Origin of the sequence: Sporosarcina koreensis (assembly GCF_000826145.2) — a bacterium.
GTDB lineage: Bacteria > Bacillota > Bacilli > Bacillales_A > Planococcaceae > Sporosarcina > Sporosarcina trichiuri.
This window is the reverse complement of sequence record NZ_LN651337.1, coordinates 1,773,449-1,786,583: the sequence shown is the minus strand read 5'-3', so window position 1 is coordinate 1,786,583 and position 13,135 is coordinate 1,773,449. Positions and strand designations below refer to the sequence as shown.

Sequence of the window (13,135 nt, the reverse complement as noted above, 5' to 3'; positions counted from 1 at the left end):
GTTAAGAAGTCCCTGTTACAATGAATATAACGAGTGGGAAAGAGGTGCGGCAGATGGCGGCCATGACAGTAGTAGTGGCGGATGATGACAAGGAAATCCGCGACGGAATCGAAATTTATCTGAAAAACGAAGGATATCGTGTGCTGAAAGCATCAGACGGACGGGAAGCATTGGAGCTGCTGGAAACGGAAGAGGTGCATCTGCTCATCCTGGACATCATGATGCCTACTATGGACGGCATCACCGCCACTTTCAAAATCCGGGAAGCGCAGAATATTCCGATCATCATGCTCAGCGCAAAAGTGGAGGAATCGGACAAAATACACGGACTGTCCGTCGGTGCGGATGATTATGTCGCGAAGCCGTTCCAACCGATGGAACTGATGGCGCGGGTTAAATCACAGCTCCGGCGCTATGTCCAGCTCGGTACGTACGATGGAAGTTCCACCCTGTCCGTCGGGGGGCTTGAACTGGATGAAGAGGCGAAGACACTGACGCTCGACGGAACGCCTGTCCGTCTGACACCGATCGAATTCAAAATCACGGAGCTGCTCATGAAGCATCCGGGACGCGTATTCTCAATCAACGAGATCTACGAACGGGTGTGGAACGAAGAAGCGTACAATGCGGAAAATATCGTAGCGGTCCATATCCGGAAGATCCGGGAAAAGATCGAAGCTGATCCGAAAAATCCAAGATATGTAAAGGTGGTGTGGGGTGTTGGGTACAAAATCGAAAAATAACAGTGCGCTGTACTGGTCATTGGCGTCCATCGTTATTGCGGCAGCAAGCCTGGCGTACTGCTTCCCGCACATCACCGACCTTGCCGGCAGCGGAATCGACCGCACCAGCCGCACGGTGGCGTATTTCATCCGGATCATCAAAGGAGAGACGATTTAATGAAGCGATTCACACCGATGCTCATCTGGTCGATGCTGGCGGCGATTGCGATCGGCGGACTTGTTACATTCACGAGCCACGGTTTTTCCATCCTGTTCAAGGATTATACGCAGTCCGGCCAATTCCAGAGCCATATGGATGATTTCTACAGGGAACTGGGCCGCAATGTGCTGAATCCGGTGGAACTCGGGGAGGCTGAGAAGAAACTGACGGCCTCCCAGGAAGAAATTGAAGCGTACCGGACGTATTACGGCAGTCTGGCATCGCAGGTCGAAAATATCGACATGCAGTACAGGGACCAGATCCGGGAAGCGGAGAACCAGCCTGAAGTGAAAAAGGCACTGGTGGAAGAGCGGGATGGAAAAATAGCCGATATCCGAAAAAACTTCGAGGATGATGCCTATGTCGAGGAGAAGATTCTTCAAAAGAAAAAGTACATCCTCTCCCAGATTCTGCAGGATGCGAAAACGGAAAGCGGCAGTCTGGCCATCCCTGCTGCCTATGAACTGACGCCTGTTGCAGGCGGTGAATCCGTCAGACGCGGGGATACAGCCGGAACAGCCCCGTACGAAAAGGAGTTCAATGAGAACACGGGATATCTGAAGATCGACGGCCAGGACCTCGATGGAATCGACAGGATGTATGAAGGGACGATCCAGGGCGAGCTGTATAATGGGGAAGGGATTTCCTTATCCGCACGGGATATCGATGCGATTTTCCCTTCGCATACTCTCTATAAGGGGACTGTACACGTGCCGGCTTCAGCATTTGACAAGGGCGGAGTTCTCTACGAGGAAGTGAAGGAGTACAACTCGCTGAAGATCATGCTGCTGCTGTCAGGGGTTGCCGGAATCGCGGCACTCGTCAGTTTGCTCACCATCTGGAAGTTCAAATGGACTTGGTTTGTCGACCTTCCGTTTACGGATCGATATAATGCACTTAAAATCGATGTGAAAGCTGCCGTCTTCCTGTTTTTGCTTGTGAATGTCCTTAGCATGGCGAACGGCATTTCAGGCAGGCTGAATATGATGGCATTTGGGGAGTATTCGTTCAACCCGGTCAGAGGGGCAATCTACTTCCTCTTGAATGCTGTGATAATTGCCGGTTTGACGTTCCAAGTGGGGAATGCCATCGTGCAGTATCGCCAGCCGGGACGATTCGCATCTGAAATGCGGGACAGTTATATGATGAAATTCCTGGAATACAGCAGAGCAGTCTTCCAGAACCGCTCCATTGCCATCCAGACCCTGCTGCTGCTGTTCGGATTCTTCCTTGCAGGCGTCGGGTTCGTGGTGGGGGCAATGGAACCTGTCTTGTTCGTCATCTATGCATTCTGCGTACTGTTCCTCGGGCTGCCTGTATTATTCTTCTACATGCGCCGGATGGGGTATCTCGGCAAGATTCTCACAGCGACGGATGAAATGGCGGCGGGCCGGCTGAACCGCGACATCCCGGTCATCGGGCGTTCTCCATTCGCTGCCCATGCCGCCAATCTCAACAATCTCCGTGAAGGGGTGGAGCGGTCCGTCAGCAGCCAGGCGAAAAGCGAACGCATGAAGACGGAGCTCATCACCAATGTGAGCCATGATCTGCGGACACCGCTGACGTCCATCATCACCTACACCGACCTGCTGAAGAACCCAGGACTGTCCGAGACGGAACGGGCGGAGTACGTCGATGTGCTGGACCGCAAATCGCAGCGCCTGAAAACGCTGATCGAGGATCTGTTCGAAGTGTCGAAGATGTCGAGCGGTACAATGGAACTGTACAAACAGCGCGTCGACCTGTCACAGCTCGTCCGCCAGGCGGTCGGGGAGCATTCGGAACGGATGGCGAAAATTCCGCTCGACTTCCGGGTAGCCGTGCCCGAGGAGCCTGTGCCCGCTATCGTCGATGGACAGCGTTGGTGGCGCATGCTCGACAACCTGATCGGCAATGCGCTGAAATATTCACTGCCGGGGACACGGGTCTACGTGACACTCCGGGAAATTGGAGGAACCGCCGAATTCACCATCAAGAACATCACGGCCTATGAACTCGAGGAAAACGTCGATGAACTGTACGAACGCTTCAAGCGGGGGGATGCGTCACGTCATACGGAAGGCTCCGGACTCGGCTTGGCGATCGCCCAGTCGATCGTCGACATGCATGGCGGGTCGATGGATATCCAGGTGGACGGGGATCTGTTCAAGGTGACGGTCCGTGTGCCCGCAGCATTATGAACACGGCAGAGTTTAAATTGTCCGGAAGCCGGGAATTCTAAGGGGACAATGGATAGCCGTCTGGACAGACAGGCTATGGAGGGGGCGAACACAATGACCATCCATGACAACAAATATCCCAACAAGCGTGACCTGGAACCGAAAGTGCCGAAAAAAGGCAAACCGGCCGGTCCCACCGAGGAGCTGCCATTGTCGGACCCGGCGGATTCCAACTATACGCATGTCGTGCACGAACCCGGCGACACCGCCGGCGCGGAAGACCCAACTGCCGATGGCCAGACCAAGGTGACTCCGGCAGACAAGGGGAAAAACGGCAAGTGAAGCGTCACCCATACGACAACGAAGAAAACCAGCTGCCTGCAGGCAGCTGGTTTTCTTCGTGTTACGGATGGATCGGCATCCGGCCGCTCTTGAAGTTGTGGAAACGTGCAGGAATGCTCATAAAACGGTAAAAGTGCTCATAAACCTGTGATTCTGCTCATAAACCGATGAAAGTGATCATAAATCGCAGTTTCCGCTCATAAACCGGCCGAAGTGATCATAAAACCGGATTTCCGCTCATAAACCACCTTAAAGCGCTCATAACTTCACAAACGCCCCTCTGCCCGCGGCCGGTTCACGACTTCCGGACGCCTCCGAGCCGCGCAGCAAACAAGCAAATCAAAGACTGGCTTGTCAACTCCGCCTGCGGCTCCGCTTTTCAGTGAAGCCGTCAGGGTGGGGGGACGCCGTTGAAAGCAAAATAATCATAAACCCTGAGAACCGCTCATAAACCAGCAGCGGGACCATCATGCAGCAATACCGGCCGGCGCCAAGCTGTTCCGCGGCCTGCCTGCAAAGGTTTATCCAAGCAAGTTAACAGGTATAAACATAGCAATCTACTATATAGAATGGAGGATACGAATGTTCAGTGATCCCTATTATGCAAATATCTTCAGCTGGCTTCCAGATCTGATACTCGGCATCATTGTATTAATTATCGGATTCATTATTGCGAAAGTACTCGAAAACATCGTCACCAAGGCAATGAAAAAGGCACGTGTGGACGAAAGGCTCAATATGCGTGACAAAAAATGGGGCGCTGACAGGATTGCCGGTAAGATCGTATTCTTCATCGTCCTGCTGCTGACGGTTCTCATCTTCTTCAACATGATGAACCTTAACCCGATTGCGGCGCCGTTCCTAAATGTCTTCGCAGGCTTCAGCGGTGCTGTGCTCGGTATCTTAAAGGCGGCTCTCATCCTGCTGTTCGCGTATGTCCTCGCAACGGTCGTGAAGAAACTCGTCATGAGGGCCGGGCACAAAGTGGACGTCCACAAAGCCGTTTCGAAAACAGGCGGCTCACCGGAAACGGTCGATAAGGAGCAGTGGGTCAGCACGGCTGCGAACATCGCATTCTACGGCATCCTGCTGCTGTTCATCCCCGCGGTGCTCAGTGCGCTCGGCCTCAGCGGCGTAAGCGGACCGTTCGAACACCTGCTGACCGGGTTCGTCGCGTTCATTCCGAAGTTGGTCGGGGCTGCACTCATCTTTGCGGTCGGCTATGTTGTGGCGAAGATTGTCCGTACGATCGTGACAAAACTGCTGGAGTCTGTCGGCACTGACAAGATTGCGGACAAGCTGCATCTGTCATCTGCCGTCCAGGGAACGAGCGTTTCCAAAGTGATCGGCACGATCGCTTTCGTCCTGATCATGATTCCGGTGACGATCTCCGGTCTTGAAGTGCTGGATCTCGAGGGGATTTCACAGCCGGCCATTGCGATGCTCAATGACATCATGGTCATGCTGCCGCGCATCATCATTGCGGTTGTTCTTGTGATCGTCGGTGTCTATGTCGCGAAGTGGGTGAAGAAGGTTGTCGCCCAGCTGCTTGCGAACCTCGGTGTGGATTCCCTGTCCGGTAAGCTCGGCGTGAAGTCCGGCAGCCATTCGCCGTCCGCCTTCACCGTATCTTCCGTGATTGCAACGATTGTGCAGATCGTGATCATCCTTCTGTTCGTCGTGGAAGCGCTGCAGATTGTCCAGCTTGCCTTCATGGTGACGCTTGCGACAGCCATCTTTGCATACTTGCCGATGGTGCTGGCTGCGGTGCTCATCCTTGCTGTCGGTTTCTGGCTGGCGAACCTGGCTGAGCAGTTCATCGGCAGTGTCATGAAAACGAAATCGGGCAGTCCGCATATCCTGCGCTTCGTCGCGAAGTATGCAATCCTGGCCTTTGCGTTCTTCATGGCACTCAGCCAGCTCGGAATTGCACCCGCGATCATCAATGCGGCATTCATTCTCATCCTCGGTGGTGTGGCTCTCGCGTTCGGCCTGGCATTCGGTCTCGGTGGTCGCGATCATGCCTCCCGCTACCTATCCAAAATGGAATCGAGCCTGCAGGATGCAGATGTCTCGAAGGAAGATTGGGAACAGAAGAAGGAAGAGATGAAAAAGGATGCCGAACAGGCGAAAGCCCAAGCGAAATCGGGCATGCGTGAAACTCGATCTGAAATGCATCAGAAGAAACAGGATATGAAACAAGCGGCTGACCAGGCACCGCCGATGCCGTCTTCAGATGACGTACCGGAAGATCCGGCAGACAGCCTGAAAGGTCCGGCGTACTCGGACGTACAGCCGCCGGTATCCGATAACTTCGGCGGAACCGACCCGGTGCCGTTTACGGACGATGCTGCGGACCCGGGATATAACGAAGTGGAACCGGGGGAGGAGTACCCGTACGGCGAACATGACCGCCGCAGCCGGTTCAACAAAGAAGCGCACGATCAGTGGAATAACCAGAAACCGAGAGACGATCGCTGAGACGGCCGTCAGGTTTCAGGTAAACCGAATAAACCGCATGGCACCCGGATCGGTGTCATGCGGTTTTTCGTTTGTAAATCTCAATTGGCGAGATGGTGCTGAAAGGCGTAGATGACCGCCTGGGTGCGGTCCTGGACGTCAAGCTTCGACAGGACATTGCTGACATGTGTCTTCACCGTCTTCAGGGAGATGAACAGTTCGTCCGCAATCTCCTGGTTGGACCTGCCTTTCGCCAGAAGCAGAAGCGTTTCAAGTTCCCGTTCTGTCAGGCTTTCATGGAGCGGCTGATCCGGCGCTCCGCTTCGCATCTTCTCCATCATCTTGCTCGTCACTTCCGGTTCCAGCACGCTCTGCCCCTGTGCTGTATCGCGGATCGCCTGTGCAATCCGTGACGCATTGGAGGTCTTCAGAATGTAACTGGAAGCGCCGGCTTCGAGAGCCGGATACACCTTATCGTCGTCGAGGAAGCTGGTGACTATGATGATGCGGGCTTCCGGCCACTGCCGGATGATTTCGCCCGTCGCCTCCGCGCCGGTCATGACCGGCATCACCATATCCATCAGGATGACGTCGGGACGGAGGGCGAGTGCTTTCTCCACGGCTTCCCCGCCGTCCGACGCTTCGGCAACCACTTCCATATCGTCCTGCATGCTCAAATAGGCGGACACGCCAATGCGCACCATTTCATGATCATCCGCGAGCAGTATACGGATCATGGGTATCCTCTCCTTTACGAATCGGCAATTTCACTTCCACGATGGTCCCTTGGGAAGGGACGGAAACGATCTTACAGACGCCGCCGATTTCGACGGCGCGCTCTTTCACGTTCTGCAGGCCGTAGGCGCCTCCGCGATCCGGCATCTCACTGAAGCCGACGCCGTTATCCTGCACGCGGAAGATGGCCAGCTCATCCCGGCTTATGAACAGCACATCGACTTCCGTCGCCTGGGCATGGCGCAGCGTGTTCGACAAGGTCTCCTGGGCGATGCGGAACAAGTGGTCTTCCGCGCCTTTTGACAACGGCACATCTTCAAGCCGGTACCGGATCGTGAATGTCACTTTCTGCTGCAGTTCCACCAGCAGCTCTTCCAGTCCTTCCTTCAGCGTCTTGCTGTTGAGGACGGCCGGCCGTAAGTGCAGCAAGAGCGCTCTCATTTCGAGCTGCGCCTGCTGCACCATCCGTTCGACTTGCAACAGTGGTTTCCGAGCGGCGTCCGCTGTCGGCTGCTCGGTCAAAGAGGACAGAAGCATGGACGCGGCGAACAGCTGCTGGGAGACGGAATCGTGAAGTTCGCGAGCAAGCCGCTGCCGTTCTTCGATCAGCCGCTCCTGGATGATTTTATCCTGATCCTCCGCGCGCTGGTCGGTGATCCTCTGCAGGCTGCGTTTCTGCGTATCGAGCACTTCCGATATTTCGTCGACCGACCGCTTCAGTTTACGGGACAGCCCTTTCGTGGACGGCTGGGGATTTTCCTCCGCCAGCTGCCCGAGACTCCGCTCCACTGCTTTTTCACGGTTGCGTGCAATGCCGTAAATCCAGCCGGAGAACGACCAGCCAAGTGCAATTGGCACGGCTGCGAGCCAGACACCAAGCGGCACTTCAAGCAATTCATCCTCGAACAGCTGCTGCCATTCGAGGACCGGGGCGTATTCAACCAGACCATAGACGCCGGCTGCCGTAGCGGCGAGGAACAGGAACGACAGGAGGATCGCCCGCCAGAAAAATCCGCTCATTTCCGGATCACCTCGATATCACCGAACCGGACGGAGATGGAGATGATGAGTTCCGCTTCCGCTCCTATATTCCGATCATAGCCGTCTTTCATATGGATCGATTCGTTCAGCAGCCGTTTCGGCTCCAGGTCGAACAGCCGGCACTCCCCGAACAGGATGGAACAGTGAACACGGACTGGCAGATCGTACGGCAGCTCGACCTTCACGCGGCCGAGTCCCTGTCGGATGGAGATGAGCGATGTTTCTTTCGGCAGCACGGTGTCCGTCACATCGATATGGAAGTCGCCGATCAGGCCCTGCACATGGACGTCCTGCCATTCGTACGAAGTGAATGGAGTCGACTGCTGGGAGAACAGCCGGTCTTTCCAGATGCCGTTCGGCGTCTGCCGTTCCATCTCCTTCAGCGGGCGCATGATTTCCTCCGCAGGCGTCCCTTTCCAGAGCCGTATCACGAGATAGAGCAGAATGCCGAAAATGAGCAGGCGGAGGCTCCAGAGGGACAGAAGCGCGATGATGATGAAGACGCCGGCCGTAAATACCATCCATTTGGAGCGCTGGTGTGTCCCGTAGTACAGCACAATGGCACCGAGAAAGAAGAAGATGACATTGCCGTTGCCAAACAGGCCGGCTTCCACGAAAACCAGCAGGAAAAAAGCGACGATCCACAGTGTGAAGCGCTCCGTCTTTGTCCGTTTCATGCGTTGTCTTCCTCCTTTCTCGAAGTCATTGATATAGCTGCGGTGTGTAGATTTACCAGCAAAGCGATCCATTCAGGCGGGGGACCGATCCATTGTGCTGGCGAAGCGATCGATTCAGCCTGGAAACCGATCCATTTCACTGACAAAGTGATCGATTGTGTTCGCGAACCGCTCGATTAGGCCAGCAAAGCGATCCATTCCGTCCATCGTGCGCCCGCCGGCATCCCATGCAGGCAAAACGGCTGCCGGGCCGGCACTAGTTCCTCTGCCGTCCGGTCAGCCAGCTGCTGTTTCTCTTAGTTTACACGATTTCCGTCCGGCCTGCTTCGTCGGCCGTCAATTTGTCTAGACGCTGACGCATGGATGCGATATCACCAGGAGTGCGGTCGTCCTTATCACTGTCAAACTCGTTACGCGGCGTCAGATCGGCATTGAAGATTCTGTCCATCCGGTAGTTTGCGCGATTTTCGTTCTCCTCGCCCATCAGCTTGAGCCGGCGGACTTTCATGTCTTTCACTTTGTGTTTCATGTTTTCGAAGCGCCGTTCGAGCTTGAGCATCGACTGGGTCGTCTCGTCTGCGAGTGCCTGGAGTTCATCCCGGCGTCTTTCATAAGCATGGACTTCATCAGCTGCATAGCTGATCAGCTCGTCATCCTCCGTGGCTTCGGCCAGCTGCAGCTGCTCCTTCCGTTTGGCGGCCATCCGTTCCGCTTCCGCCAGTTCCTTCGTGATCTCATCCCGCAGCAACCGCTGCCGGTCCATCAGTTTCCCGACGGCAGCCGTCTGCTGTTCCGCTTCCTTGATCGTCTCGTTCAATACATCGGCTGCATGGTGGGGTGTCCGTTTTTCTGTCAGCTTCTCCAAGTCTTCCTGTACGGCAAATTTGAATTTATACCATAGTTCGTTCATGCAATGACCTCCTTATTTTGTGAACTCGTTCCATTGTTTCTCGAATTTCGTGAATGGGTCTGCGTCGATGATGGGATCGTCGGCACGCTTCTCCTTCTTCCAAGTGCGCCATGCATAGTACGCACCGGCAGCAGCGAGCAGTCCGATGAATGCCGGGATATTTGAGATGCCCGACAAGATCCCGATCACGAGCACGAAGCCGGCGAGGAAGCGGACGAATCCCGATCCGCTTTTCCGTACATAATGCAGGCCGAAGAATACGGCTGCAGCGGACAGGGCAAGCGCAGCGATTGAACCGATATTCGCGACAGCGACGATGGCCGCGATGATTCCGAGTGATGCGAGTGCAAATTTTTTCATGGTGATGATGGCCTCCCTTCGTTTGTATCCCTATCATAAGATGTTTCCCCTGCCTGCCAAACAGGCGCTGTACGGAGATTCATCTCAGTCTTTAGGCTGAGATGCGGCGGAAGATGACGAATTGGCAGTTGAAGACGTTTTCATTCATTGGTATAGTTGTTGGAAAACTATAACTATTTGAAGGTTGAGGAGGGGCAGCTATGAAAGAGACGGTAATTGTGGCGGGTGTCAGGACACCGGTCGGACGGCGGAAAGGGAGTTTATCCGGAACACGGCCTGATGAGCTGGCGGCACTTGTCCTGGACGAACTGATGACGCGTGCAGGGGTTTCAAAGGATGAGGCGGAAGATGTGATCCTGGGCTGCGTGACGCAATCCGGTGAACAGGGCGGCAACATCGCCAGGACAGCTGCTCTCATTGCAGGCTTTCCGGTCCGCGTGCCTGGGGTCACCATCGACCGTCAATGCGGATCGAGCCAGCAGGCGGTACACTTCGCTTCACAGGCGATTGCAAGTGGTGACATGGATATCGTGGTTGCGGGCGGCGTGGAAAGTATGACGCGGGAGCCGATGTTCTCCAATATGCATGCCGCAAAACCGAGCGCCAAGTTGACGGCGCGTTACGAGATTATCAATCAGGGATTGTCCGCCGAACGGATCGCCCGGAAATGGAACCTGTCCAGGGAGAGGCTCGATCAGTATGCCTATGAAAGTCATCAGAAGGCGATGCAGGCCATCGACGGGGGACGATTCAGCGAGGAGATTGTCCCGGTACCGGTCGTCAGCGCCGACGGCACGGCCGAGCTGTTCATGGAAGATGAAGGGCCCCGCCCCGATACGACACCGGCCGCGCTGGCGGGCCTGCGGACGGTGTTCGACGAAAATGGGGTCATCACAGCGGGGAATGCAAGCCAGATGAGCGACGGGGCATCCGCCGTACTGCTCATGAGCCTCGAGAAAGCCGAACAGCTCGGCGTCCGGCCGCTGGCGCGGATCGTCGCCCGTACGGTTGTCGGATCGGACCCGACACTCATGCTGACAGGGCCGATCGAAGCGACCCGCCAGGTGCTCCGAAAAGCAGGAATGACGATCGATGAAATGGATCTGTACGAAGTGAATGAAGCGTTCGCCTCCGTGCCGCTCGCCTGGCTGGCGGAAACAGGAGCAGATCCGAAAAAGCTCAACGTCAACGGCGGCGCGATCGCGCTTGGCCACCCTCTTGGAGCGACAGGAACAAAGCTGCTCGTGTCGCTGCTGCATGAGCTGAAAGCTTCCGGCGGACGATACGGCCTGCTGGCGATCTGCGAAGGTATGGGAATGGCGAACGCCACGATCATTGAAATGATTCATTGAAAGCGACGTCCGGAATATGCATGTAAGGATAGAGCGGACAGAGCGATACCGAAACAGGCGGCCAGTCATAGACGGCCGCCTGTTTTCGTACACTGGCAGGGAAAGGGGAAACCTGCTCTGCCGTGCGTCGTCCATATGTCGGACAGACCGGGTCCCGGGGGTCGAAAGCCGGTGTCCGACGGGCTCGTGCCGCGATAAAAAGGAACAAGCTGACGGTCTTCACGGAAATCACAGCGGAGGGGCCGTAACCTATCGTTTGGCGGGAAACCGTGCGGAGGAAAAGGCGGCAGGCCTGATCGATTGTGTGAAGTTATGAGCGCAATTATGTGGTTTATGATCACTTTGACGGCTTTATGAGCGTTTTCCGTGGTTTATGATCACTTTTCAAGGTTTATGATCATTTTCCGTGGTTTATGAGCGGAACGGGCCTGTTTATGAGCGGAATCCGACCGCTCCGGAGTATCAGAAGTCCCTGGGTACATACACCGGCCTTATGATGGAGAGGCGGCACTGAAATTTCCTCTTCTTCGGGCGGCGCAATGGCTGTATGATAAATGAAAAGGAAGGGAGGGCATGGATGGAAGGCTGGATACTGGCCGTGCTGGAGCAGTATGGCTATTTTGGCGTGCTGGCATTGATTCTCATCGAGAACGTCTTTCCGCCGATTCCATCCGAGCTGATTTTGACGTTCGGCGGCTTCCTGACCGTTTCCCGGGAGCTGTCGGCGGTATGGATGATCACCGCAGCGACAGCGGGGTCTGTCATCGGCGCCATGATCCTATATGGGATCGGCATGTTCATGGACATACAGCGTCTGGAAAGACTTGCGGACCGTCATGGGAAGTGGCTGCGGGTCACCCGGCACGACATCCGGCGGGCGGATGCCTGGTTCCGCAAGTACGGTCCATGGACGGTGCTCCTCTGCCGTGTCATCCCGCTCGTCCGGAGCCTGATTTCGATACCCGCAGGCATGGCGGGCATGAATTTCCCGCTGTTCGTGATACTGACCGCAATCGGCAGCTTCGTCTGGAACACTGTGCTGATCGCCCTCGGCATGCAGCTCGGCACCCATTGGAAACTCGTCCTCCAGTATATGGATACGTATTCCGTCATCATCTATGCACTTCTTCTGGCTGGATTGGTCTTTGCAGGCCTCCGGTACATAGCCTTTTACAGAAAGCGGAGGTAACAGACAATGGACTTATTTGAATTACTGAAATCCCTGATCCTCGGGTTTGTCGAAGGGATGACGGAGTTTGCGCCCGTTTCATCCACCGGGCATCTGATCATCGTGGATGATATGTGGCTGAAGAGTGAGGAGTTTCTCGGGAAATACCCTTCCATCACCTTCAAGATCGTCATCCAGCTCGGCTCGATCCTGGCGGTGGTCGTCGTCTTCTGGAAGCGGCTGTTCAGCCTCGTCGGCCTGTACAAAGTCGACGGACAGCCGGCGAGCAAGAGTTTCAACCTGCTGCACGTCATCGTCGGCATGCTGCCGGCGGTCATCCTCGGATTCGCATTGAAAGACCTGATCGACGACTACTTGTTCGGCGTCAAAACGGTGATCTTCGCCTTGGTCGCTGGGGCTGTCCTCATGATTGCAGCTGACCGCTTCGGGCCGAAGAAACCACGGGTGACGAGCCTGGATCAGATCACCTACCGTCAGGCCTTCACGGTCGGTCTCGTCCAGTGTCTCTCACTATGGCCCGGGTTCTCGCGTTCCGGTGCAACCATTTCGGGGGGTGTCCTGTTCGGCATGAACCACAGGACGGCCGCTGACTTCACCTTCATCATGGCGGTGCCGATCATGATGGGGGCAAGTCTCGTTTCGGTTTTGAAAAACTGGGAATACTTATCGGTGGATCATCTTTCGTTCTACGTCGTCGGATTCCTCAGTGCGTTCGTATTTTCGCTGATCTCGATCCGTTTCTTCCTGGCGCTGATCTCGAAGATCAAGCTCGTGCCATTCGCCATCTACCGCATCATCCTGGCGGCCATTCTCGCTGTCATCGTATTTCTATAAGAAGAGATCCCGCACCGGCTGCGGGATCTCTTTTTTTATCCGGCCGGATGAAAAACTGATAGAATAGAAGGAAACTGCACGGCACTGCGCTGGCAAGTGTGCCTGCTGGGTATAGGAAAGAAAAGGTGAACCGA

13 protein-coding genes are annotated in these 13,135 nt (G+C 55.3%); 8 read left to right on the top strand and 5 right to left on the bottom strand.

Annotation, left to right across the window (positions count from 1 at the left end; translation table 11 throughout):
* Positions 1–53 precede the first annotated feature (53 nt).
* The 5 genes from BN1190_RS14420 (at position 54) to BN1190_RS14400 (ending at position 5,924) form a co-directional block, all read left to right on the top strand.
* On the top strand, positions 54–743 hold the full coding sequence (locus BN1190_RS14420) for a response regulator transcription factor (protein WP_040287674.1): 690 nt from the start codon (positions 54–56) through the stop codon (positions 741–743).
* Complete coding sequence (locus BN1190_RS14415; protein WP_040287673.1) at positions 721–900, top strand: hypothetical protein; 180 nt, start codon at positions 721–723, stop codon at positions 898–900. Before BN1190_RS14420 ends, BN1190_RS14415 begins: the two co-directional genes overlap by 23 nt.
* Positions 900–3,122: a sensor histidine kinase gene (locus tag BN1190_RS14410; RefSeq protein WP_040287672.1), complete on the top strand. Its 2,223-nt coding sequence runs from the start codon at positions 900–902 to the stop codon at positions 3,120–3,122. Before BN1190_RS14415 ends, BN1190_RS14410 begins: the two co-directional genes overlap by 1 nt.
* Before the next feature lie 93 nt (positions 3,123–3,215).
* Complete coding sequence (locus tag BN1190_RS14405; RefSeq protein WP_040287671.1) at positions 3,216–3,443, top strand: hypothetical protein; 228 nt, start codon at positions 3,216–3,218, stop codon at positions 3,441–3,443.
* Positions 3,444–4,025: 582 nt separating this feature from the next.
* Positions 4,026–5,924 (top strand): mechanosensitive ion channel, encoded by a 1,899-nt coding sequence (locus BN1190_RS14400; RefSeq protein ID WP_040287670.1) that lies wholly within the window; start codon positions 4,026–4,028, stop codon positions 5,922–5,924.
* Positions 5,925–6,004: 80 nt separating this feature from the next.
* Here the strand turns inward: BN1190_RS14400 and BN1190_RS14395 are convergent, their stop codons facing one another.
* The 5 genes from BN1190_RS14395 to BN1190_RS14375 form a co-directional block, all read right to left on the bottom strand.
* Positions 6,005–6,640, bottom strand: coding sequence for a response regulator transcription factor (locus BN1190_RS14395; RefSeq protein WP_040287669.1), 636 nt, complete (start codon positions 6,638–6,640; stop codon positions 6,005–6,007).
* Positions 6,615–7,658, bottom strand: coding sequence for a sensor histidine kinase (locus tag BN1190_RS14390; protein ID WP_040287668.1), 1,044 nt, complete (start codon positions 7,656–7,658; stop codon positions 6,615–6,617). Before BN1190_RS14390 ends, BN1190_RS14395 begins: the two co-directional genes overlap by 26 nt.
* A complete protein-coding gene (gene liaF, locus BN1190_RS14385) occupies positions 7,655–8,356 on the bottom strand; it encodes a cell wall-active antibiotics response protein LiaF (protein WP_040287667.1) in 702 nt (233 codons plus the stop codon). The genes BN1190_RS14390 and liaF overlap by 4 nt, the downstream gene beginning before the upstream one ends.
* Positions 8,357–8,657: 301 nt before the next feature.
* Positions 8,658–9,266 (bottom strand): PspA/IM30 family protein, encoded by a 609-nt coding sequence (locus BN1190_RS14380; RefSeq protein WP_040287666.1) that lies wholly within the window; start codon positions 9,264–9,266, stop codon positions 8,658–8,660.
* 12 nt (positions 9,267–9,278) lie between these two features.
* Positions 9,279–9,626 carry a hypothetical protein gene (locus BN1190_RS14375; protein ID WP_040287665.1) on the bottom strand — a complete coding sequence of 116 codons (348 nt, stop codon included), beginning with the start codon at positions 9,624–9,626 and terminating at the stop codon, positions 9,279–9,281.
* A gap of 200 nt (positions 9,627–9,826) precedes the next feature.
* Between BN1190_RS14375 and BN1190_RS14370 the strand changes: the two genes are divergently transcribed.
* The 3 genes from BN1190_RS14370 (at position 9,827) to BN1190_RS14360 (ending at position 13,001) form a co-directional block, all read left to right on the top strand.
* A complete protein-coding gene (locus BN1190_RS14370; protein ID WP_040287664.1) occupies positions 9,827–10,978 on the top strand; it encodes a thiolase family protein in 1,152 nt (383 codons plus the stop codon).
* A 577-nt stretch (positions 10,979–11,555) separates the two neighbouring features.
* On the top strand, positions 11,556–12,167 hold the full coding sequence (locus BN1190_RS14365) for a DedA family protein (RefSeq protein ID WP_040287663.1): 612 nt from the start codon (positions 11,556–11,558) through the stop codon (positions 12,165–12,167).
* Positions 12,168–12,173: 6 nt separating this feature from the next.
* Positions 12,174–13,001 carry an undecaprenyl-diphosphate phosphatase gene (locus BN1190_RS14360; protein ID WP_040287662.1) on the top strand — a complete coding sequence of 276 codons (828 nt, stop codon included), beginning with the start codon at positions 12,174–12,176 and terminating at the stop codon, positions 12,999–13,001.
* The last annotated feature ends 134 nt before the right edge of the window (positions 13,002–13,135 follow it).